The organism is Bacillus sp. FSL K6-2841 (assembly GCF_037976435.1).
In the GTDB taxonomy this organism is placed as follows: domain Bacteria; phylum Bacillota; class Bacilli; order Bacillales; family Bacillaceae; genus Bacillus; species Bacillus pumilus.
This window is the reverse complement of sequence record NZ_CP150266.1, coordinates 1,310,757-1,332,903: the sequence shown is the minus strand read 5'-3', so window position 1 is coordinate 1,332,903 and position 22,147 is coordinate 1,310,757. Positions and strand designations below refer to the sequence as shown.

Below are 22,147 nucleotides of genomic sequence, written 5' to 3'. Positions count from 1 at the left end.
CTTTTTATGTGACAAGCTGCTTTTGATAAAGCGTTAATTTTAAGTAGTAGCTAAACAAAAATTCATACGCCTCTAATACTCGTTTTGCTTCAGAGGCTGTTTTTCCCCAGACTGTGATGCCGTGATTTCGAATGAGCACAGCACCTGATTCCGACTCTTCAGTGAGATGCTTTGCAAATTGTGCTGCAAGTTGCGGAATATGGGCTGGATTTTCAATAATCGGTAATGATACTTCTGCATCCTCTTCCCAGAAACCAAGCGCTTTGATGATTTCGTTTCCTTTGAAACGAACCTCGCCCTTATCCCCATACAGCTCAGAGATTACATTATTATCGATTGTATGGACATGCAGACAGCAGCCTGCTTTCGTCCGTTCATACACGTACGTGTGAAGCAGTGTTTCAGCTGATGGTCTAAGCGGTTCGTCAGGATCAACAGGCTTACCTGCTGCATTTACTAAAACAAAGTCTTCATCTGTTTCTTTTCGTTTATCTTTGCCGCTTGCCGTCACCAAAAACGTGATTGGATCATCCGACACCTTGATTGATAAATTGCCGCTTGTTCCGTAAAACCAGTCTCTTTGTGCCAGTTCACGTTTGACGTCAGCTAGCTCCTGCCAGCGCTTGTTCATTGCGTCTGCCATTTCTTCACTTCCTTTATTTGATCAAATTGTGCTTTAAGATCAATAAATGTTTCAAACTCTTCATGAACAAGCCCGAGCTTTTTACATTCGTTTAGCAAGTAGTCACGCGCAAATGTGAGATCCGCATGCTTTGCCGCCTCCACATCGGTGACTGAATCCCCAATCATGATAATGAAGTCATTCTCACTGGTCAGCTCCCGAATGATTGACGGCTTGCAGCAGCCGCAGCCATTTTGACACTGCGAACCGCAGGCATGCGGCCATTCAATCTGAATATACTTTTCCCCAAATGAGGCATGATTGCAATAAATATCGTCTCTATCCACAATGCCCTCGAGTATGGGATAAACAAAAAAATCCATCCCGCCGCTTAGCACATAGAAGGGAATATCAGCCTTTTTTACATGATCAACAAATTGCTTGAATCCTTCTCGAATCTCTGTATCTTCTAAAATAAACGATTGAATGGCTTCTTTTTGATCACTCGTCAGTAATTGAAACATCTGCCCGACGCCTTCTTGAATGGTGATCTCCTTTGTGAGAACATCGTCCTTCAGCTTCGTCCATTCACTTGGTGCGAAGTGTTTCATGATGCGAATGATATTATCATTTTTCGTAATGGTTCCATCAAAATCACAACATACAATTGGTTTTTTCATTTATTCTGCTACCCTTCCCCATAGTTCAAGTGCTGCTTTTAAGTCTTGGCAAGAAGCTTCCTTCTCTTGGATCGACTCTCCATGTATCACCGCATCAATGATCGATCGAAATGCTTTCCCTCCGCCAATGGCTCCACGCGGATGGCCGTGAATTCCTCCGCCAGCATTTATCACATGATCAAGTCCAAAATCTTTGATCAATACTGGAACCATTCCAGGATGAATCCCTGCTGACGGGACTGGGAACGTTTTTTGAACCGAATCCTCTTTTACACAAGCTTCATAGATTCCAAAGGCATCTTTTTTCGGAAGTGCGACCGACCCATACGGTGAGGGAAAAAGACTTAAATCAGCGCCAGCATATCGATTTAATTTACCTAAAAGAAGAGAATGGGAGAATCCATATTCAGGCGATGATGTCAAAGCACCGCTTACTGCGGGATGGGCCATAATAGGCAATCGAATATCTGGATCCTCAGCTAAGCTTTGCATGACATCTAGCCCGTAGGCAAAGACATTGAATAAGAGGGCATCCGCTCCAAGCTCAGCAGCCTTTCTTGCTCGATCCCTCAGTTCAAAGGTTCTGCCTGTTAAATTAACGGCATATAGCGTTCGGTGCCCTGTCTCTTCATATGTTTCTTTTAATATCTTTTTTCCTTCTTTGATTCGCTCTTCAAAAGGGGCTAGCGGGCTCTCAAATAAAATTTCATCGTCTTTGATAAAGTCAACGCCGCCTAATGCTTGTAAACGGAGCTGTTCTTTTAAATCTGCCATATCACGGCCAATGACACCTTTAAAAATGCTCATCAACAAAGGTCGATCAAACACGCCTGTTTTTTTTCGTATGCCATCAATTCCAAATACCGGTCCTGGCAGATTTTTTTTCAATCTATCTGAAAATTGAATGTCGACTAGCTTCACTTTTCCATCTAGTGAAAGCTTTCCAAAGATCGTCGTCAAAACGGCCGGTATATCCGCTGAAAAGTTAGCCTCAGGATAAGCAATGGTCACCTCAGATTGATATAGGCCATTTTCGGCTGGAGCAAACTTTTCTGATACCTTTTCTACCCGGCCTTTATGCTTTTGAAGCTGCTCTTTTTTGAGCTGCGGCAAATCCGTCCATGATCCAACTGTTAGACCAAGCGCGATCTGCTCCGCTTTTCGGTTCACTTGTTCATCCTCTCGATGTGTTAATACGTATGTTGCCAGTAATTCACTCACTAGGAATCCCCTTTCGATTGCGTCATGCATATGGTCAATAAAAAAACCTCTTCAAGTGCTTTATCAGCGCCTGAAAGAGGTTGTTTCGTGTCATTCATCCGAATCTTATCTCTCAGCGCTTGCTGCAAGAATTAGCACCGTGCTTCATGGAAGTCGGTTGCCGGGCTTCATTGGGCTAGTCCCTCTGCCTACTCTTGATAAGAATATTCAATTTTCTTAAATATTGTCTGAATTATCGCACCGTTTATTCATGTTGTCAATGGCTTATTTTCAAACAGATTCAAGGCATCGATTCGCCGGGCGGCTTCTTTTAACCGCTCCTCATTTGTTAAAAGTCCTACTCTCACGTATCCTTCACCGTGAGTACCAAACCCATTTCCCGGTGCCACAACCACATGCGCTTTCTCTAATAATACGCCAGCAAAAGATTCAGATGTATACCCTTCTGGCACCTTTAGCCAAGCAAAAAACGACCCCTTTGGTGCAGTGACCTCCCAGCCAATCTCCTTACAGGCAGCAATCCACACATTTCGTCGATTCTCATATCGTTCATTTTGCACCTGTACGCACGTTTGGTCGCTTAACAAAGCTTCCGCTGCTGCATCTTGAGTGGCTTTGAACAGTGAAACAAACAGGTGATCCTGATAAAGCTCAATCGCTTCAATAACAGACGGATTTCCTGCTGCAAAACCTACTCTCCAGCCGGCCATATTATACGTTTTAGACAATGTATAAATTTCAATCCCCGTCTCTTTCGCTCCATTCGTTTGCAAAAAGCTGATCGGCTTTTCCCCATCAAACCCAATGCCGCCATAAGCAAAATCATGGACAACACAGAGCTTGTGATCTTTTGCGAATGTAACGGTTTCTTCAAAAAATGAAAGGCTTGCCGTGGCACCTGTCGGGTTGTTGGGATAATTTAAATACATCAACTTTGCCTTTTTCTTAACATCCTCAGGCAACCTGTCATAGTCAGGTAAAAAATCATTTTGTTCAAGAAGCGGCATCGTCACCATCTGAGCTCCAGCAAGCACGGCACCTGACCAGTAATCAGGATAACCTGGGTCTGGAACAAGAAGTGTGTCACCCGGATTCAGCAGGCATTGCGGCAGCTCAACAAGTCCCGCTTTCCCGCCAAATAAAATCGCAATTTCCGTCATCGGATCAAGCGTGACACCATATTCTCTTTCATAAAAGGCAGCGGCAGCCTTTTTTAATTTCGCTGTTCCGCGGAATGACGAGTATTGATGATTTTCAGGTTTTAATACCGCTTCCTGCATGGCTTTTACAATGTGCGTGGGCGTTGGCTGGTCAGGATTTCCCTGCCCTAAATTAATCATATCTGCGCCCTCCTGCACTTTTTTCTGCACCTTTTGGACAAGGGATGCAAAAAATTGTGTCGGTAATTGTTTCAATACATCTGAATGCTGGAATTCCATTTTTCTTCACCTTCTATTCAAGTTACATAGCAATACAAACACTGTAATGGATTGTTTTACGAATTGTAAAGCAATTTCGAAAAAGGATTGACATGTGAAGCGCAGCTCTGATAATATCTTGAATTAAGAAATGCAAACAAACACGAAACAATTACATATTGATTTCTCTTATCGAGAGTTGGGCGAGGGATTTGGCCTTTTGACCCCAACAGCAACCGACCGTTAATACCACTGTGAAGTGGGGCGCAGCAAGTAAGCGCCAAGACAATTGTCTTATAGGGCACGGTGCTAATTCCATCAGACGTATGTGCTGAGAGATAAGAGAGGCTTTGAGCATACACAACATCAAGCCTCTTTCTCTCAGGAGAAAGAGGCTTTTTATATGATTTGGAGGGGAAGCAATTGGTTACACTTACGGCATCATATGAAGAATTAACAGAAAGCTCGGCAGTTGCACTCGCAATTAGACTTGGCTTGATCCAAGAAAGCAGTCATTTGACATGTACGGAAATCGGTGACGGGAATTTAAATTATGTCTTTCATATTTTTGATCATAAACAAGAAAAAGGTTTGATCATCAAGCAGGCACTGCCTTACGCCAAGGTGGTCGGAGAGAGCTGGCCGCTTACATTAGACCGTGCGAGAATCGAAAGTGCTGCCCTGATCAAGCAGTCAGAATATACGCCGCACCTCGTACCAGCAGTCTATTATTCAGATACAGCTCTTGCTGTGACGGCAATGGAGGATCTATCACACCTAGAAATCGTCAGAAAAGGGCTAATTGCCGGAAAACAATATCCGCATTTATCTGACCATGTCGGAGAATTTTTAGGAAAAACGTTATTTTACACTTCTGACTTTGCCACAAATCCTAAAATCAAAAAACAATTTGTAAAGCAATTTACGAATCCGGACCTTTGTGACATTACCGAAAAGCTCGTCTTCACAGATCCTTTCTTTGATAGCGGCACAAATGATTTCGAAGAAGAATTAAGAGAAGCTGCCGAAGCGCTTTGGGCAGATCTTGAAGTGCAGGCAAAAGCAGCTGAATTGAAGCGTATTTTCCTGACATCTGCCGAAACATTAGTTCATGGAGATCTTCATACAGGCAGTATTTTTGCAAGTGAGACGGAAACAAAAATCATTGATCCAGAATTCGCTTTTTATGGTCCCTTCGGATTCGATATCGGTCACTTTATCGCTAACCTGTTCCTAAATGCTTTGTCTCGTGAGAATGAACATGATCAGCAGCACCTTTTTGACCATGTCGTCAATATATGGGCGACCTTCAAAGAAGTGTTCGCAAAAGCTTGGAAAGAAGACAGCATTGAAGCATTTAGTGTATCTGACAGCTTTTTAGAAACAACCTTTGACCGTATTTTAAAAGAAGCGACAGGATTTGCGGGCTGTGAGCTTGTCCGCCGAACGATCGGTCTTGCCCATGCCGCTGATCTCGATGCAATTCCATCACCATCTAGACGGATTCAGCAGAAAAAAGCAGCACTTACGCTCGGAAAAACATTCATCAAACAATATCATGCAGTGGAAACAGCGTCTGACCTCGTCGCATTATTCCATCAATCTGTAAAGGAGTGACGGGTTTTGTCTAAAGAATTTGAAATCCCCCGTTCTGTCGAATGGGAAGAAAACCATATTAACATTTTGAATCAGCAAAAATTACCGGCAGAAACCGTATTTGAACATCTCTATACAAAAGAAGACGTGTATGATGCCATTGTCACGTTAAAAGTGCGGGGAGCACCTGCCATTGGCATCACAGCAGCTTTTGGACTGGCGCTCAGTGCCCAAGACATTGAGACAGAAGATATTGATGTGTTTAAACAAGAAGTCATTCAGATCAAAGAATATTTAAACAGCGCTCGTCCAACCGCTGTGAATCTAGCCTGGGCATTAGAGCGATTATTGCAGCGCATTGAGCGTGCAGCCTCGGTCAATGCAGCCAAAACAGACCTTGTCCATGAAGCCATTCAAATTCAAATTGAAGATGAAGAAACATGCAGACAAATCGGTCAAAATGCACTTCAGCTCTTTAAATCGGGTGATCGGATTATGACAATATGCAATGCAGGCTCTATCGCCACGAGCCGTTACGGAACAGCCCTTGCTCCATTCTATTTAGCCAAAAAGAAAAATCTCGATCTTCACATTTATGCCTGTGAAACACGCCCTGTTCTTCAAGGGGCTAGGCTGACAACTTGGGAGCTCATGCAAGGCGGCGTAGATGTGACGCTCATCACAGATAACATGGCAGCCCATACGATGAAAGAAAAGCAAATTTCTGCAGTTATTGTTGGAGCTGATCGTATTGCCCGTAATGGAGATGCGGCGAATAAGATTGGCACGTTAAGTCTTGCTATTTTAGCCAAGCATTTTCAAATTCCGTTTTTTATAGCTGCACCGCTTTCTACCTTTGATGTCTCAACCAAAGACGGGGCAGATATTCCAATAGAAGAGCGCGATCCTCTGGAAGTAAAGGAATTTAACGGCGTCCAAATTGCACCGCCTGATGTTCAGGTATTCAATCCCGCCTTTGATGTCACTCCTCACCATCTCATTTCAGGGATTATTACAGAGAAAGGGATTATCACGTCGAACTATACAGAAGAGATTGATGCTCTGTTTGCTGGAAGCATCTCACTCTGATCATAAAAAAAGCGCCGTGTACTTATTATTTAAGAGCACCGCGCTTTTTTATTTCATTCGTTTTTGCTAAGATTTCTTTTTTCTGTTCTTCTGTCAAAACGTTCATTTTGACACATAGTGATGTGATGGCATACATTTTATTCTTTTTGTCCCAAAACATTCCGTAGCGCCCTCCTTTTTCCCTCAACCAACTTTTTTAGCTTAATAAAAGGATATGTCGCTTGGAAAACATTTGGAACAGGTCAATCGATTTATTTTTGAACAAATGGGATACCTTCTAATTCAAGCAGAACCGCTTTCATGTCTGTCTTCGTTCCTGCATAGCCCGTTAGAGAACGGTCTTTTCCAATCACTCTGTGACAGGGAATAAAAATAGGTAATGCATTGCGTCTGTTGGCTTGTCCAATCGCTCTCACTGCCTTTGGGTTACCAATCGCTTCTGCAATGTCTGCATAGCTTTTTGATTCACCATACGGAATAGTCGAAAGTGCTTCCCACACTTGCTCTTGAAACGAAGTTCCCTTTTGCTTGAGCGGGAGATCGAATACTTGGCGCTCCCCCTTGAAATATTCATCCAGCTGCTTTTTCGCTTCTTGTAATACAGACGTTTCTTCTTCTTTTAGATTGGCTTCCTGCTTTTTTTCTAAAAACGGCTCATCATCAAACATCACCTCGATGATGGCATCGTCTTTTTCTAGTATGTATAATGCCCCAATTGGTGCGTGATAGACGGTATAGTACACGTTAATGCTCTCCTTCTTGTTTCTTCTGCCTCAGTGGCAGCGTGAGATGGAAGACGGTTCCTACCCCTTCCTCACTTTCTACCTCAATGGTTCCTTGATGCTCTTCAATAATTTTATAACTAACCATTAAGCCAAGTCCAGTTCCTCTTTCTTTTGTCGTATAAAATGGTTCCCCTAAACGCTTCAGCTTGTCCTCTGCCATTCCGCAGCCTTCATCCCGCAATGAAATGACAATATGCTCTTCGCCCTTCCGCTGAATACTCACATAGACATTTCCTTTTCTCGGCATGACTTCAATTGCATTTTTTAAAATGTTAATAAAGACTTGTTTTAATTGGTTTTGTTCACAATAAATGAGCGGAATCTCATCCATTACATTGAGATGCATTTGAACGTTGCCAAGGTTCGCCTGTGCGTGCAGCAGATCCATCGTGTCTTTCACAATTTGCACGACATTTTTTTCTTCATATACGATGGCTTGCGGCTTCGCTAAAATCAAAAATTCGGTGATGATCGATTCAATTCTTTTCAGCTCTGATGTGATGACATTGAAATAGAGCGAATACTCCCCTTCTATATTTCCTTTTAACAGCTGAATAAAGCCTTTTAATGCTGTCATCGGGTTTCTAATTTCATGCGCAATTCCAGCGGCAAGCTCTCCGACCACATGAAGGGTATCTGATTTTCTCACCCGCTCTTCTAATTCCTTCCGCTCTGTCACATCTCTAAAGATCGCCAAATTCATATTATGAATAATGTTACGTTTAAAAGAGAATTCCAATATCCGCTGATCTGGATGGTTCAGCACAAACGGCACTTCATTGTCCATTTCATCTAATGACATCGCCTGGGCAGGCTGTGCCAAATGTTCAATTTGATAAGGCGCAAGGATATGGAATAGATTCATTTCCGTTAAATGATCATCTTTCAACCCGAGCAGCTCGCTTGCGGATGGATTGACTTCGATAATGCGGTATTGGTTATCAAAAAGAACAATGCCGTCCATTGATCCATTAAATACTTTACGGAATTTGAGCTCACTTTCGCGCAGCTCCTCCTCCATCCTTTTTCGATCACTCACATTACGTAAAATGGTTAAGTGCTGTCCTTCTAATACCGCATGCTTTGATGTAAACTCGAGCTCTTTAAACTGACCATTTGCCATTCTGAACAAAAGTTCTTCCCTTATTTCATGATTCCGAATATATCGTCTTCTAGTCGGTCTATATCTCCGATCAGATTTCACAAGAAAGTCTGTGAGTTTTTTGCCAATCAGTGAATGCATAGGCAATTCAAAAATGCGGCAAGCTGATTCATTGGCTCTCACAATCTCTCCATCATCCGCCCATATGATGATCGCATCCATTGCATTTTCAAAAATTTCTCTAAAGCGTTCCTCACTTTTTAACAGCTTCTCTTCCATTAACCTTTTTTCTGTAATATCCCGCATGATGGACATATAAAAACCGCTCATCACATTTGATGTGATGGTGAGCTCGAATAATTTGTACTGGCCAGATTGAAGGGTAACGGGAAGTTCTCCCTTGGCTTTCCCTGTTTCTTTCAGTGACGTTAAAAGGTGCTGCAAGGCTGGAAGATTTTCATCTTCGACAAATTCATTTAAATAACGATCGGTTAAATCCGTCTTTTGCAGTTCAAAGCTCTGACAAAAAGAGTGATTGGCGTCGATTATGCAGCCATCCTGATCAAAAATGACCATGCCGTCAATGGCTCGGTCAAACAAATCTTTGAACAGCTGCTCATTCATGGATCGTTCTCGTTCTAATATTTTCTTTGAGGAAATATCTCGCATGACCACAATATATTGCTGATTCAAGACATCATGCTCTGCGACAAATTCAATGTATTTTGTTTCGCCGTTTTCAAGCTGAATGGAAATTTCTCTTCTTAATGTTCCTTTACGAAAAAATAAATCAAGGGAGCATTCAATTTTGTCTTTCGGGATGCCGTATAGGAAATCTAGAACGGATTTATTGAGGAGGTCTTCTTTCGATGTCTGTACAAGCCTGCATGTCGCTTCATTGGCTTGGATAATATTGAGGTGTTGATCAAATATGAAAATGGCATCTAACGTCTTATTTAACAGCATTTTTTGCTGCATCAACTCTGTTCGCAAATATTCGTTCTCTTTTTCTAATTTTCTGATATCTTCTGCGCCATCGAGCGTTTCAGTCATTCTCTTACACTCCTTTTCCAGCCTCATTCCTCTACAATATTTCTACAATATTTTCATTGTTCCTTCATTCGACTCATAAAAAAAGATAACTTTTTACACGAAGACTGTCTCTTTTGTTTCATTTGGATGACAGGATTGAACCCCGATTCTCTTTTCTTACGCTTCTTTTACAACCGTTCTACAATTTCACATCAAATAGCGAAATGAGCCAAAATGTATTTTAAAATGGGGCAAATACGGGAACAGTGCACTTAGAACATTTATGTTTAAAATCAAGCAGGAAAGGTGATGTTATGGCATCTTCACGAGATAGTTATTTTGATAATGCGAAATTTCTTCTGATTTTTCTAGTTGTTTTTGGTCATTTGTTACGATCATTCATTCATGATAATGATTGGATGCTTTATTTATACAAGTTTATTTATACTTTTCACATGCCTGCCTTTATTTTGGTTTCCGGCTTCTTTGCAAAAGGGTTTAGAAAGCCAGGTTTTATGAAAAAAGTTGCTGTTAAGCTGATCATCCCATATTTCATTTTTCAGGTGATCTATTCCGTTTACTATTATCTCTTACAGGATCAAAGCATGGCCAATTTAAATCCAATTGATCCGCAATGGTCTTTATGGTTTTTAATTAGTTTATTCTTTTGGAATTTGCTGCTCATTCCTTTTTCTAAACTGCCATTTCACTGGGCGATGATCGTCAGTTTGTCGATTGCGTTACTTGTCGGTTACGTGGACACTATTAGCAATACGCTGAGCTTATCACGTACGTTTGTCTTTTTGCCGATGTTTTTAGCTGGCTTCTATTTAAAAAAGCAGCATTTTGAATTCATCCGTACAAGCAAAGGAAAGCTGGCAGCACTCCTTGTATTAATGGCTGTATTCTTGTTTTGCTATTTCTATGAATTTGATTATTCCTTCTTATTTGGATCACAGTCATATGCTTCTCTTGGTGATGAGGGAGTGATTGCGGCAATGAAACGAATGGCATGGTATCTGCTTGCATTCGGCGCTACATTCAGCTTCTTTGCTTTAGTGCCAACACGCCGTTTCTTCTTTACAAAATGGGGCACAAGAACGTTATATGTGTATTTATTACATGGCTTTGTTATCAAGCTTCTTAGAACGACTTGGTTTGATGACTGGGCCCTGAATGCAGCAAGTGTGCTCATGTTATTGCTGCTGACCATTCTGCTTACCTTCACCCTGTCTAGCACCTTTGTTAAAACCGTTGCACAGCCAGTGATTGAGCTCAAAATGACCAGTCTCATGCGTACAATCACCGGCAGACAAGGCAGTTATAGCAAATAAAAAACGATCCTTCGCGGATCGTTTTTTCTATTTTTCATTCATATATCCATTGTGGCATTCATCATCTTTCTTAGGTTTTACAAGAGTATCAATCCATTTGCTGCTGTTGATATCTCCAAGCTCACTGCCAAATTCCTCTTCTAAGATATCTGGGTCCATTGGCTTTTTATGGTCTTTCATGTCCTTGCTTTTTACATGCTTCTTAGTCACGAGATTCTCCCCCTTGTTTCCCTTTGTGAGAATTTCGGTTTGCCTGACGGTCTCTAGATTGTTCATCAAATTGAGTTTGTCCTTGATCATGTGCCATGCTCTCTGTCGGTGTCATATTATTTGTCAGTGCTTCATTTTTCGCTGCTTTTCTTTTCATCTGAAATCAGTCCTTTTTTAACATATTTAGTTCTTCTTTTAATTGGTCTAGGAGTTCCTTCATTTGTTTGACCGTCACGGGCCTTTCCTCTGGCTTTAACTCATAGCCGATTTGTCCATTGGCTTCTAGGGTGGCTTTTTTGAGACTGCTGATCTCTGTAATGCCTTGCTGCTTTAAGCGCATTTTGAATTCATCCCTTGTGAGCCTCGTTTTCTTCAGCTTGTGATCAAGCATTTTTCCATCCTGCAAAATGACCACAGATTTCCCAGAAACCAATTTTTCAAAGAAATCAGATTGGATAGACAATTTTTCCATGATGACGAGTGCAATGATAAATGTAGCGGCTGCATAAATCGTTTCAAGTAAATTGTGCTCAATAAAGGGTTGGATAATAATCGATCCGATTGAAATCATGATCACTGTTTGTTGAACAGTTAATTGACTAATGGATTTGGGTCCTGCTATTCTCAGCAGCAAGGTACCAACTAGCAGCATGACAATTGCTTTCCATATCACATCTAGCACGTCTCGTTCACCTCTTACCTTTAGATTGCGAACATCTCGCGTGATTTAGCCAGTTATATAATGGAAATAAAAAAACAGCATTCGCTCGGAATGCTGTTTAGCCGATGATGACACGCTCTTTCGGATAATGATAATTCGCTTCGCTTTCTCTTCGGCCAATTAAGTACAAGAAGCTTGGAATGCCGATCCGACCAATAAACATGACCATCATGATGATACACTTACCGAAAACAGAGAGCTCAGAGGTAATCCCTAGTGATAGCCCTGTTGTTCCGAATGCTGAACAGACTTCAAATAAATTTTGAAGAAGCGTATTATGCTCGGATAAAGTTAATAAGAATGTAGCGCCAAACACCAAGATAAAGGCCATCATCGTCACCATTAGAGATTTGTTTATATCTGCTTGATGCAGTTCTCTTTTGAAGATTTTAATGGACTTATTTCCCCGAGCAAAATGAAACAGTGCAAGTAAATTAAGGGCAAAGGTGGTTGTCCGAATTCCGCCCCCCACCGAGCTTGGAGATGCCCCGATAAACATGAGCAGACATAAAAATAACAGCGTTGGTTCTGTCAATTGAGTAATATCTAATGTGGAAAGTCCCCCACTTCTTGTGGCCGTCGATTGGAACAATGAATAAAACAAAACTTCGTGCCAGCTCTTCCCTAAAAACGTAAACCGTGCTTCAAGAGCATAAATCCCAATAGCACCAACAATGACTAAGCTGCCAAACGTAATCGTTGTGATTTTTGTAAACAACGAGAACGATGCATGCTTTCGGTCCTGATTAAATAAGTAATCCTTTACTTCCACGAGCACAGGAAAGCCAATAGCTCCAAAGATGATCAGCAGCATCGTAATAAATTGCACGAAATAATCATCTTTGTATGGGATGAGCGAGTTCCCTGTAATATCGAAGCCACCATTGGTGGTCGCACTAATACTTGAGAAGAAGCCATGTAAGAATGCTGTCTGTACATCGTAATATTTGAGAAAATACATACTTAAAATCAGACCGCCTACAAACTCAATGAGCAAAATTAAATATAAGACCTGCTTCATTAATTTCACAATTCCTGATAAATTGCTCTGGTTTTGATCTGCCATAATGAGCTTTCTTTCTTTAATCCCAATCCTTTTTCGCATGACAATCCACACAAAGGTACCAAGCGTCATAATGCCAATACCTCCGATTTGGAGGACAAACGCAAGGATCCACATACCTGCGACACTAAATGTTTGCGAAGTATCAACAACCGTGAGTCCTGTGACACTTACCGCACTCACCGCCGTAAATAAAGCATCGATAAATGTCCACTTCACCCCATCTTGATGAGCGACTGGCAAACTGAGAAGAATAAATGAGACGGTTACAGCGAGAAAATAATAAAGGGCAATCAGCTGGAAAGCCGATAGCCGGTCAATTAGCTTTTTAATTGGGTTCATTGTCATTCCTTCTTTTAACTTTCATTTTTCAATACTTATCATTTTAATGAAAAGAGACATGATTTTAAAGATATTTTATGCTTTATTTACTTTTTCATCAAAAAAGAAAAGACATCCTGTAACAGAATGTCTTTTTGTCTCTCTTATTTTGCTTCTAGTCTTCTAATTCTTTCGTTTAAATCAGGGTGTGTTGAGAAAAGAGAAGCTTTTCGTTTACCACTGATTTTAAGCGTAGCAACTGCTGTTTGATCATCATCTTTGATTCTTGACGTATACGCCTCAAGCGAGCGAAGCGCATGAACCATTTTATCTTTACCAGCAAGGTCAGCTCCGCCGCGGTCTGCATGAAATTCACGGTGTCTAGAATAGGCAAACACGACAAGGCTTCCTAGGACAGAGAAAATGATTTGGAAAACAATCACTGCAATAAAATGAACAATCGGCACAAGCTCTTCACGCGAAACAAAGCGGCTTGCGATCCATGCCGCAATTCTTGAAAGGAAGACAACGAACGTGTTGACAATCCCTTGAAGCAGAGTCATTGTCACCATGTCTCCGTTCGCAACGTGAGCCACTTCGTGAGCGATGACACCTTCAACTGCTGCATCATCCATTTCATGAAGTAATCCAGTGGAAACCGCAACAAGTGATCTTCTCTTAGAAGGACCTGTCGCAAAAGCATTTACTTCAGATGATTGATAAATACCTACCTCAGGCATTTTAGTAAGACCTGCTGCTCTTGATAATCTGTGAACGCGGTCAACAAGCTGCTGCTCATCATATGTTAATGAATCCTTTTCAGGGTTTAACACACGTACACCCATCATCATTTTTGCCATCCAGCGAGACATCGCAAGTGACATGAACGAGCCAACAAAACCAACAACTGCACTGAATACTAACAGTGCCACCAAATTAATTCCACCGTCTGCTCCTATATAAGAACCAACACCAGTTGCTGCACTAATAACCGATAGTACAATACCAATCGTAGTGATAACAAGAATGTTCGTTAATATAAACAGAAATATTCTTTTACCCATACATAACCTCCGCTGTCATATTAAGTTCATTTGAACTTATTAATAAAATTATAAAAATAAACGTCTCAAATTGCAAGGAAAAAGGGATCATTTCCTCTATTTATCATAACGTCTTAAGCCCCGTCACTTCAATATTTACGACATATGCCACAGCTGAAAAGTGAATAAACTGTGACGCCGCTTTCTGGATTTTAGTTTATTTTGCATTTTTATCAAAAAGAGATTATGATGTTGAATTAGATCAAATATGACGTTTTTGACACACAAAACGAGGTGGAACAATGGGTGCTTTTAAATTAACGAGAATTGACATGACAAGTCTTCTTTATTCTCTAAAAGGAGAGGGAGATCTAACTCCGCTTCAGCTATTAAATTTATCTGTAAAAAAAGACAAACATCACGAACTTGACGAGCTTATCATCCCTTCTTTTTTTGAGAGGCTTGAACGGCGGAAACAAAAATCAGAGCATGGACTCTCCACAAATGAAATTGTAGAATTAGGAAATCTATGCGAACTGACTTCTCTTAAATCGACAGCGATTCAAAACTGGATCAAGCGTGATATTAAAGATATGATTGGCCACCCTGAGCTTGGAAAGAAGTACTCAATTGATCAGGTCGTTATTTTATTAATTGTGAGAGATTTAAAATCAGTTTTTGACTTTGATGCCATCCGCACCATCTTATCTGCCTTATTTAACACGATTACGGATCGAACTGATGATATTATTAGTCCACTACGTTTTTATGAAGCATATGCGCATGTCCTTGATTTTATTTATCATCATACTCCTTTTCCGTTAAAAGAAACAAACTTACGGGAAATCACAGAGGAACAGACAGATAAGCTCCGTGAAGAATTTGCTGAATTATCGCAGCACCAATGGCGTTTGATCAAAGGTATTATCAGTTCAACCGTTTTTTCTGTCTTTACTTCACACTTGCAAAGTACGGCACAAGAAATGATGTTTCATACACTGCAGCATCAGGATTAAAAAAGAACCGAGGTGAATCATCACCTCGGTTTTTTTGTACAGCAATTGCCAGCATAATTACATGTCGTTTTCTTCAAAATAAGAAGGCGCAACAAACATAAGGTGAAAGGAGGAATACGGACATGGCAAATCGAAATCAACTTCTTGTTCCTGGAGTAGAACAAGCATTAGATCAATTTAAATACGAGATCGCTCAAGAATTTGGCGTGACTCTCGGTTCAGATACAGTCGCACGTGCAAACGGTTCTGTTGGCGGCGAAATTACAAAAAGACTCGTTCAACAGGCTCAATCACAAATGGGCAATCAATCTAAATAAAAACATGGTGAAATACGCCGGAGCTATTCTGGCGTTTTTTTATTGCTCATATGTGTGCTCATACCGGTTCTCACGATACGGGGACGGTGCACCATTTCCTTGCTTCTTCACATGTTCTTTTTTTCGTTCAGCGGACGGCTGTTTCTGATCCCTGTCGTTTTTTTTTACGTGCTTTTCAGCACCACCACGTGATGTGCCATTTGGATTCCTTTTGTCATCAGGTTCCGTTGAGTGATTTTTTTTTTGTTCTTTATCGATAGAACGATCCCTTTCTTCCTTTATTTGATTGTCTTTGCTTTTATCATCAGGTTTTGCTTGGTGAGGCTTTTGAATAGATCCTTGCTCTTCCCTCTCTTGATCCTTCTGCTCTTCGTCTTCAGCTTCAGGAGCCTCTTGATCTGGCTTCAACTCTTCGCTATCGTCTGTCTTGACGTCTTCTTGTTTGTCTTTGTCTGCTTGATCTTCATCATCTTTTTTAGGCTCTTCTTCTTTGACAGCATCACTCTCTGCTGCGTCTTCATCCTGTTGAATGTCTTCTTGTTCTTTGTCTTGCATTTCTTGATTTCTGATATATGTGCCTGTTGAAATGCCTGCCTTTTGAGCTTTTTCTCTTGTTTCCAGGTCACTTTCTACAGTTTCTAGCTTGTAATCGCGCTTTTGATATTCACCAGAGATGGTGTTAATTTTACTTTTGACGTTGGTTTTATATGTATGGTCCTGCTTATTTTCATAAACCGTTGAAATATAAATGCTCTTAGAGTGGTTCACGTAACCTTTTTTGTCACAGTCATCTATGATTTCCTGCACGACTTTGGTCATGTCGTTTTTTTCTAAACCCTTCATACTGGCCAGTACTTGTTTCGCATCTTTATTCAGTGGCGTGACACCGATCACTTGATAATTGTGATCAAGCTTTAGTTCAAAGCTTGGATTAATGTCAATCGTCATATATGCATATGCTTTTTGACTTGAGAACGATGGCATCATAGTAAAAATCACGACAATAATCGCTGCGATTGATAGGATTCCTGCATTTAATGGACGTAAACGAAGCAAGTCAAAAAAACCGGCTTTTTTTCTTTCGAGACGTGATTCATTCGGAAATGTCACTTCTTGACCGATTTCATAATCTTGCTGTTCATATTTTGTCCGCAGAAATTGTCCATCAGGGGTCAGCAGCGTGACATATTTTTTGTTTTTCTCTACTATAATGCCTCTTCTCATGAATTAAGCACCCCTTTAAGGTAATCTTTCAAATACACATAATCACCCGTCATAATGATCGCCATCGCAATGATATATTTTCTATTTCTTTCAATCGTTTTGCGGCTGACTTCCACTAGCTTTTCAAGCTGTTTGACTGGCAATTGTTTTTTCTGAAATAAAATGGTTCGGAGCTCATCGTGTTCAACGAGTGTGTGGGCTACTTTAATGGCATTTTGCCTGGCATCTGCATGCTTTGGTGAATGTTCAAGCAGCTCTTGAAACGTGAGACCGTATACTTTCAATCGTTCTTTAAAATGTTCAATTTCTTCTCTTCTGTGTTCTTGTTCAATTAAACGTCTATATTCGTTTGTAGACAGCTCTGCTTCAATCATGCTTTGAGAGTACTCGCCATTTTCACTTTCTTGCAGGTCCATTTGAACCGTTGGCGCATTTCTCGCTTCTTTTCGAATATAGTCGATCACTTTTCTTTTAATAATTAATTCTGCGAAAGCAAGGAGTGAGTTTCCTTTTTCGGCAGAGTATTTTTCTATCGCTTCATTAAAGGCAATTAAGCCTATGCTGAATTCATCATCTTTTTCATCTATATATCGTTTACAAACGGATGAAACCGTCTTAGCGACAAATGGTTTGTATTGCTCTATTAATGCATTTTGCAGCTCGATATCACCTTGTTGAATACTAATAGCCGACTGCTCTAATGTTTGCTTTTTCTTTCCTTTTTTAAACAAAAGGCTAAGCAATGGTTTCACCTCAGTTCTCCCTATATTACTCATTTATGATAGCTAATTTATGAGGGAAGCGCAAAGGAAGAAATGAGGAATTCATTTCCTGTTACTCAATTGTGACATGAATATCATCATCTACTTTACAATGTTTCGTCTAAAAGCAAAGAAATAAGGGGGTATCTCCCCCTTATTTGTAATATATGTGTTATGAAAATGAAATGATATTTCTTTCAAAAAACCTACTCTTCTAGGCGTTCCTCTTGTTTTTCTTTGTTTTGTTGCCCACCTTTTCTTGATGGACTTGATAAAAACCAGCCAAATGCTGCAATTGCGAGAAGCACTGTCCAGAAAATCACTTTCCATAATGCTGAATGAATAAAATGAGAGGACACGATCCCAATGGCTGGATGTGACAGTGTATAAAGCGTGAGCTTCACACCAACCCACCCGACAATGACAAAGGCTGCTGTTTCTAGGCTCGGTCTTGTTTTGAGCAGTTTCACAAAGACAGTTGCTGCAAATCTCATGATGATCAAACCGATGATACCACCTAAAAGAATGACAATAAATTGACCGCCATCAAGTCCACCGATTTGCGGAAGACTTGTTTTCGGCAATGTTACGGCTAATGCGACGGCCGCTAAGATCGAATCGACAGCAAAAGCGATGTCAGCAAGCTCGACTTTTACGACTGTTGCCCAGAAGCCGCTTTGCTTCATGTTTGTGTCTGATTCCTTTTTCTTAAATACGTGCGATTTTAAAATATGGTGAATGGAAATATAAAGAAGATAAATTGCACCAATGGCTTGAACTTGCCACACATCCACTAAAAACGAAATAAGAAACAGGGAGCCAAATCGCATAACAAACGCACCCGCAAGTCCGTAAAACAACGCCTTTTTTCTTTGCTTTTCTGGAAGGTGCTTCACCATCACAGCCATGACCAGCGCATTATCAGCGGCTAAAATCCCTTCTAATCCAATCAGTACGAGAAGAACCCACCCGTACTCTAAAATAATTGCTGCATCCATCATCATTCCTCCTTGTTTTTATCTATTGTCCCACAACAGACAAAGGCTTATGAATGCAAAAAAGACCTTTGCCTGTAATGGCAAAGGTCTTGCTAGACATGTGATATGTAGAATCATGCCAACAAAGCCGATGGAACTTAAGTCCATGTAATGACGACTTTGTTTCCGGTAAAAACCGGACGCTACTCCCCTTTGGTGGGATTTAAGAATATTTAGATTACTTATATTTTAATCAATAGACACTGTATTGTCAACAGGTGACTTTCACCTCGGGTCCAGTGATTAGGCAGTTGGTGTTTCTGCTTTTCTTTTTCTACGTTTCATCCATATATACATCGCGAAAAGCAACACAATCCCGATCCCAATCGGCAGAAGATATGGATCTAACATTGCGCCAACCTCTTTCCAGTTCTCCCCGAGCACAAATCCAAGATACACATATACAAATGTAATAGGCGTAATTGCTAAAAACGTGTACAGGCAAAAGACCCACACATTCATCTTGGCAATACCGCACGGGATGGAAATAAGCGTTCTGACCCCTGGAATAAACCGGCCGCTAAATGCGACGAATCCACCATGCTTTTCAAAGAAGGCATCCGATTTATCAAGCGACTCCGGTTTAACAAAAAAGTACTTCCCATATTTATTTAAAAAAGGTCTGCCGCCATAACGTCCTAACCAGTACAAGGTCAAAGGGCCAGCCACGCCGCCAATAGAGCCGGCTGCCACAACACCGATGAAGGCCATGTCCCCTTCTGAGACCCAGTAACCCGCAAGAGGCAGAACCACTTCAGCAGGAACAAATTCAATACATAATGCAAGGAAGATGCCAAAGTACGACAAGTTCTTAAAGGCATCAGCTAAAGAAATAATAAAATCTTCGATGTTTATCAATCCCTTTCACACATAATCGTTTAACTGATTCTATCTCTTTTAGAATCGCACATATATTAAACGAATAAAACCGAAGAAACGATTCACTTTTCGTCGTTTTTTTACATTAAATTTGATTTTACTATAAAAGACAAGTGAAGAAAACGTTGATTGTGGTATTTAAGTGAAGGAAAAGTGAACACAGAAGCCATTCGATCCGATATATTAAGTATACGTCTGTTTTAAGATACTGGAGGTTTTCTTACATGACCCATTTAACAGGAAGCTACAATGGATGGCTTGTCTTTCTGTCAATCGCAGTCGCCGCTGTCGCCTCCTACTCAGCTCTTCATTTAGCCAGCCGAGTGGCACAGTCAAGCAGTGCAAAGAAAAAGGTATGGCTGATCGTTGGTGCCTTGATCATGGGAATGGGGATATGGTCGATGCATTTTATTGGCATGATGGCATTTCACGTGCGTGCTGGCATCACATATGAAACACCCTTGCTCATTTTATCGATCTTGGCATCTTTTGCCGGGTCCTTGATCGCATTCACAATATGCATTCAAGAGCAGCTCTCCACAAGACGGCTGCTCATTAGTTCAATCACCATGGGCTCAGCTATTTGCAGCATGCATTATCTTGGAATGGAATCAATGGCCAATGTCTCCATCAGCTATGATCCAGTCCTCTTTTTTCTTTCGTTTGTCATTGCTGCGATAGCGTCTTTCTTTTCGCTTCATCTCTTTTTTCGGCTCCATCGATCCGGGAAAAAACAGGAGGATCATCTATTAAAAATAGCTGGTGCACTCGTGATGGGCGGGGCTGTTTCTGGGATGCATTATACCGGTATGGCTGCTTCTACTATGTTTTTTCATTCAGACGGACAGTCCTCTGGGGGTGGTTCTCTTGAATTATCACCATTCAGTCTGTCGATTTTCATCGGCCTTATGACACTGATTGTCCAAACACTGATGATTTTTGGTGCCTATATCGATCACCGAATCATGAAGCAGGCAGATAAGCTAAAGGAAAATGAACAGCGGTTCCAATCGCTCATCAAACATAATATCGATGGCATTATCGTGTTATCGGTCAATCGAAAGGTGCTTTCTGCGAACGACTCAGGTAAACAAATCCTAAAAATGTGCAATTCTTGGATTGGTGACGATGTTAGCCAATACGTCATGCCAACTGACATGTGGGAAGAATTTATTTGCGAGTCAAAAAAAGCCATCACGCGTGAAGCAGAACTAAAAGCAGCAGATCGCTTTTATTATTATCATGTCACTTACATACCTGTTCATGTCAACAATACGCTTGACAGTATTTATCTTGTCTTAAAAGATTTAACGCAGCAGCGGATTGCAGAAAAAGAAATTCATGTCATGGCACATTATGATGCATTAACTGAGCTTCCTAATCGGCGCCATGCCATCAACCATTTAAGTGATGTTCTCTCGGCTCAAGAAGAGACAGGAACATCGACAGCTGTTCTGTTTCTTGATTTAAATCGTTTTAAAATTATTAATGATGCACTTGGTCATAACATAGGGGACTTACTTCTTAAAGCAGCTGCAAACAGACTGACACAATGTTTACCAGACAACGGCTTTATAGCAAGACTAGGCGGAGATGAATTTTTAATGATCTTTCCTGACATGGGGCATGACACACAGAAAATTGAACAGCTTTCTCAAAATATCATTCGTCAATTTGAGCGTCCTTTTTTCATCCAGAATCATCAGCTCATTACATCTATCAGCATTGGAATCGCTATCTCACCTCAGAATGGCAAAGATGGGATGGAATTAATGAGGAAAGCCGATATGGCGATGTATTTATCCAAAAAACATAAGCAAAGCCGTTATGAGTTTTTCACCGAATCAATGGAAAGATCAAGTGAAGACAGATTGAACCGAGAGCTTGAGTTACGGGATGCGATTCAAAGAGAACAGTTTGTGCTTCATTACCAGCCGCAAGTCAGTGCGAAAACAAGACAGATGACTGGCGTAGAAGCTCTTCTAAGAATGAAAGCACCAGATGGCTCGTTAAAATCACCTGAGGCTTTTATTGAGCTGGCAGAGGAATCAGGGCTGATCATTGATATTGGCAGATGGGTCATTGATACCGCGTGCAGGCAGGCTAAGACGTGGTATGATAACGGGCTGAAAATTCCTGTGGCTGTCAATTTATCTGCGAAACAATTTAATTCTGAAGACTTAATTGATTTGATTAAGCTGACATTAAAAAAATACGATCTGACACCGTCACTGCTTGAGCTTGAAGTCACAGAAAGTATGACAATGGACAATATTAAGCAATCAAAACAGGTGCTGACGTCACTGAAACACCTGGGCGTCCGCATTAGTATTGATGATTTTGGTACAGGGCATAGCTCCTTAAGCTATTTAAAGGATTTGCCCATTCATCGACTGAAAATCGACAAATCCTTCATTGAAGATATTTTACATGATTCGAAATCCGAACAGATTACAGGTGCCATTATCGCGATGGGACATCAACTTTCTCTTGAGGTCATAGCAGAAGGTGTTGAAACCTTTGCGCAGGCGCAGCTTTTATCTGCGCAAGGATGTGACGACCTGCAAGGCTTTTATTATGCAAAGCCTCTTCCAGCAAACGATATCGAAAAATTCATTGCCTATCCAGCGCATCAGCTGGACACATAAAAAAGGTGCCAATCATGGCACCTTTTCG

General features: G+C 40.9%; 21 protein-coding genes, 1 pseudogene and 3 riboswitches. Of the genes and pseudogenes, 6 read left to right on the top strand and 16 right to left on the bottom strand.

The features are described from left to right. Window positions 1-4: 4 nt before the first annotated feature. The 4 genes from MHH68_RS06585 to MHH68_RS06570 all read right to left on the bottom strand — a co-directional run bounded on the left by MHH68_RS06585 (window position 5) and on the right by MHH68_RS06570 (window position 3,962). The gene (locus MHH68_RS06585) at window positions 5-643 is read right to left on the bottom strand and encodes a methylthioribulose 1-phosphate dehydratase (protein ID WP_339165638.1); all 639 of its coding nucleotides are present in this window, start codon (window positions 641-643) and stop codon (window positions 5-7) included. Continuing rightward, window positions 628-1,302, bottom strand: coding sequence for a 2-hydroxy-3-keto-5-methylthiopentenyl-1-phosphate phosphatase (locus MHH68_RS06580; protein ID WP_339165636.1), 675 nt, complete (start codon window positions 1,300-1,302; stop codon window positions 628-630). Before MHH68_RS06580 ends, MHH68_RS06585 begins: the two co-directional genes overlap by 16 nt. Continuing rightward, window positions 1,303-2,523 carry a 2,3-diketo-5-methylthiopentyl-1-phosphate enolase gene (mtnW, locus tag MHH68_RS06575; protein WP_339165634.1) on the bottom strand — a complete coding sequence of 407 codons (1,221 nt, stop codon included), beginning with the start codon at window positions 2,521-2,523 and terminating at the stop codon, window positions 1,303-1,305. A 102-nt stretch (window positions 2,524-2,625) separates the two neighbouring features. Continuing rightward, window positions 2,626-2,727, bottom strand: a riboswitch (SAM riboswitch). Window positions 2,728-2,771: 44 nt separating this feature from the next. After that, window positions 2,772-3,962, bottom strand: coding sequence for a pyridoxal phosphate-dependent aminotransferase (locus MHH68_RS06570; RefSeq protein ID WP_339165632.1), 1,191 nt, complete (start codon window positions 3,960-3,962; stop codon window positions 2,772-2,774). 165 nt (window positions 3,963-4,127) lie between these two features. Continuing rightward, a riboswitch (SAM riboswitch) is annotated at window positions 4,128-4,286 on the top strand. A gap of 78 nt (window positions 4,287-4,364) precedes the next feature. On the opposite strand from MHH68_RS06570, the gene mtnK reads away from it, so the two are divergent. Together mtnK and mtnA are read left to right on the top strand one after the other, a co-directional pair. Continuing rightward, on the top strand, window positions 4,365-5,558 hold the full coding sequence (gene mtnK, locus MHH68_RS06565) for an S-methyl-5-thioribose kinase (RefSeq protein WP_339165630.1): 1,194 nt from the start codon (window positions 4,365-4,367) through the stop codon (window positions 5,556-5,558). A 6-nt stretch (window positions 5,559-5,564) separates the two neighbouring features. Next, window positions 5,565-6,626 (top strand): S-methyl-5-thioribose-1-phosphate isomerase, encoded by a 1,062-nt coding sequence (gene mtnA, locus MHH68_RS06560; protein WP_339165628.1) that lies wholly within the window; start codon window positions 5,565-5,567, stop codon window positions 6,624-6,626. Window positions 6,627-6,651: 25 nt separating this feature from the next. Here the strand turns inward: mtnA and MHH68_RS06555 are convergent, their stop codons facing one another. The 3 genes from MHH68_RS06555 to MHH68_RS06545 form a co-directional block, all read right to left on the bottom strand. Continuing rightward, window positions 6,652-6,786 (bottom strand): hypothetical protein, encoded by a 135-nt coding sequence (locus MHH68_RS06555; protein WP_257474522.1) that lies wholly within the window; start codon window positions 6,784-6,786, stop codon window positions 6,652-6,654. A 91-nt stretch (window positions 6,787-6,877) separates the two neighbouring features. After that, window positions 6,878-7,369, bottom strand: a complete 492-nt coding sequence (locus tag MHH68_RS06550; protein WP_144462200.1) for a methylated-DNA--[protein]-cysteine S-methyltransferase — start codon at window positions 7,367-7,369, stop codon at window positions 6,878-6,880. Window position 7,370: 1 nt separating this feature from the next. After that, window positions 7,371-9,566, bottom strand: a complete 2,196-nt coding sequence (locus tag MHH68_RS06545) for a PAS domain-containing sensor histidine kinase (protein WP_169056386.1) — start codon at window positions 9,564-9,566, stop codon at window positions 7,371-7,373. A gap of 293 nt (window positions 9,567-9,859) precedes the next feature. Between MHH68_RS06545 and MHH68_RS06540 the strand changes: the two genes are divergently transcribed. Further along, window positions 9,860-10,879, top strand: a complete 1,020-nt coding sequence (locus MHH68_RS06540) for an acyltransferase family protein (RefSeq protein ID WP_339165627.1) — start codon at window positions 9,860-9,862, stop codon at window positions 10,877-10,879. A 27-nt stretch (window positions 10,880-10,906) separates the two neighbouring features. Here the strand turns inward: MHH68_RS06540 and MHH68_RS06535 are convergent, their stop codons facing one another. From MHH68_RS06535 to htpX, 5 genes are all read right to left on the bottom strand, one after another. Then, on the bottom strand, window positions 10,907-11,089 hold the full coding sequence (locus MHH68_RS06535; protein ID WP_339165625.1) for a hypothetical protein: 183 nt from the start codon (window positions 11,087-11,089) through the stop codon (window positions 10,907-10,909). Next, the gene (locus MHH68_RS06530; protein WP_200964040.1) at window positions 11,082-11,246 is read right to left on the bottom strand and encodes a hypothetical protein; all 165 of its coding nucleotides are present in this window, start codon (window positions 11,244-11,246) and stop codon (window positions 11,082-11,084) included. Before MHH68_RS06530 ends, MHH68_RS06535 begins: the two co-directional genes overlap by 8 nt. A 6-nt stretch (window positions 11,247-11,252) precedes the next feature. Next, window positions 11,253-11,771, bottom strand: a complete 519-nt coding sequence (locus MHH68_RS06525; protein ID WP_058014165.1) for a YetF domain-containing protein — start codon at window positions 11,769-11,771, stop codon at window positions 11,253-11,255. A gap of 97 nt (window positions 11,772-11,868) precedes the next feature. Continuing rightward, entirely contained in the window at window positions 11,869-13,215 is a 1,347-nt protein-coding gene (locus tag MHH68_RS06520) for a TrkH family potassium uptake protein (RefSeq protein ID WP_339165622.1), read from the bottom strand. Window positions 13,216-13,358: 143 nt separating this feature from the next. Continuing rightward, window positions 13,359-14,258: a protease HtpX gene (htpX, locus tag MHH68_RS06515; protein ID WP_339165621.1), complete on the bottom strand. Its 900-nt coding sequence runs from the start codon at window positions 14,256-14,258 to the stop codon at window positions 13,359-13,361. Window positions 14,259-14,539: 281 nt separating this feature from the next. On the opposite strand from htpX, the gene MHH68_RS06510 reads away from it, so the two are divergent. After that, on the top strand, window positions 14,540-15,253 hold the full coding sequence (locus tag MHH68_RS06510) for a DUF1836 domain-containing protein (protein ID WP_061407541.1): 714 nt from the start codon (window positions 14,540-14,542) through the stop codon (window positions 15,251-15,253). 122 nt (window positions 15,254-15,375) lie between these two features. Then, complete coding sequence (locus MHH68_RS06505; RefSeq protein WP_003211343.1) at window positions 15,376-15,570, top strand: alpha/beta-type small acid-soluble spore protein; 195 nt, start codon at window positions 15,376-15,378, stop codon at window positions 15,568-15,570. A gap of 39 nt (window positions 15,571-15,609) precedes the next feature. Here the strand turns inward: MHH68_RS06505 and MHH68_RS06500 are convergent, their stop codons facing one another. The 4 genes and pseudogenes from MHH68_RS06500 to MHH68_RS06485 all read right to left on the bottom strand — a co-directional run bounded on the left by MHH68_RS06500 (window position 15,610) and on the right by MHH68_RS06485 (window position 19,450). Then, window positions 15,610-16,794 carry an anti-sigma factor domain-containing protein gene (locus MHH68_RS06500; protein WP_339165620.1) on the bottom strand — a complete coding sequence of 395 codons (1,185 nt, stop codon included), beginning with the start codon at window positions 16,792-16,794 and terminating at the stop codon, window positions 15,610-15,612. Then, window positions 16,791-17,546 (bottom strand): RNA polymerase sigma factor SigI, encoded by a 756-nt coding sequence (gene sigI / locus MHH68_RS06495; protein ID WP_034662939.1) that lies wholly within the window; start codon window positions 17,544-17,546, stop codon window positions 16,791-16,793. The genes MHH68_RS06500 and sigI overlap by 4 nt, the downstream gene beginning before the upstream one ends. Window positions 17,547-17,761: 215 nt before the next feature. Beyond that, window positions 17,762-18,653 (bottom strand): annotated as a pseudogene (locus MHH68_RS06490) (TerC family protein). Further along, a riboswitch (yybP-ykoY riboswitch) is annotated at window positions 18,649-18,756 on the bottom strand. Its footprint overlaps the pseudogene before it by 5 nt. Window positions 18,757-18,835: 79 nt before the next feature. Then, entirely contained in the window at window positions 18,836-19,450 is a 615-nt protein-coding gene (locus tag MHH68_RS06485; protein ID WP_058014171.1) for a DedA family protein, read from the bottom strand. 245 nt (window positions 19,451-19,695) lie between these two features. Between MHH68_RS06485 and MHH68_RS06480 the strand changes: the two genes are divergently transcribed. After that, the gene (locus MHH68_RS06480) at window positions 19,696-22,119 is read left to right on the top strand and encodes an EAL domain-containing protein (RefSeq protein WP_058014172.1); all 2,424 of its coding nucleotides are present in this window, start codon (window positions 19,696-19,698) and stop codon (window positions 22,117-22,119) included. Window positions 22,120-22,147 lie beyond the last annotated feature (28 nt).

Coding starts and splice junctions, on each gene's coding strand:
- MHH68_RS06585 (WP_339165638.1), bottom strand. CDS start 643: ATGGCAGACGCAATGAACAAGCGCTGGCAGGAGCTAGCTGACGTCAAA.
- MHH68_RS06580 (WP_339165636.1), bottom strand. CDS start 1,302: ATGAAAAAACCAATTGTATGTTGTGATTTTGATGGAACCATTACGAAA.
- MHH68_RS06570 (WP_339165632.1), bottom strand. CDS start 3,962: ATGGAATTCCAGCATTCAGATGTATTGAAACAATTACCGACACAATTT.
- MHH68_RS06555 (WP_257474522.1), bottom strand. CDS start 6,786: ATGTTTTGGGACAAAAAGAATAAAATGTATGCCATCACATCACTATGT.
- MHH68_RS06545 (WP_169056386.1), bottom strand. CDS start 9,566: ATGACTGAAACGCTCGATGGCGCAGAAGATATCAGAAAATTAGAAAAA.
- MHH68_RS06540 (WP_339165627.1), top strand. CDS start 9,860: ATGGCATCTTCACGAGATAGTTATTTTGATAATGCGAAATTTCTTCTG.
- MHH68_RS06530 (WP_200964040.1), bottom strand. CDS start 11,246: ATGAAAAGAAAAGCAGCGAAAAATGAAGCACTGACAAATAATATGACA.
- MHH68_RS06520 (WP_339165622.1), bottom strand. CDS start 13,215: ATGAACCCAATTAAAAAGCTAATTGACCGGCTATCGGCTTTCCAGCTG.
- htpX (WP_339165621.1), bottom strand. CDS start 14,258: ATGGGTAAAAGAATATTTCTGTTTATATTAACGAACATTCTTGTTATC.
- MHH68_RS06510 (WP_061407541.1), top strand. CDS start 14,540: ATGGGTGCTTTTAAATTAACGAGAATTGACATGACAAGTCTTCTTTAT.
- MHH68_RS06505 (WP_003211343.1), top strand. CDS start 15,376: ATGGCAAATCGAAATCAACTTCTTGTTCCTGGAGTAGAACAAGCATTA.
- MHH68_RS06500 (WP_339165620.1), bottom strand. CDS start 16,794: ATGAGAAGAGGCATTATAGTAGAGAAAAACAAAAAATATGTCACGCTG.
- MHH68_RS06480 (WP_058014172.1), top strand. CDS start 19,696: ATGACCCATTTAACAGGAAGCTACAATGGATGGCTTGTCTTTCTGTCA.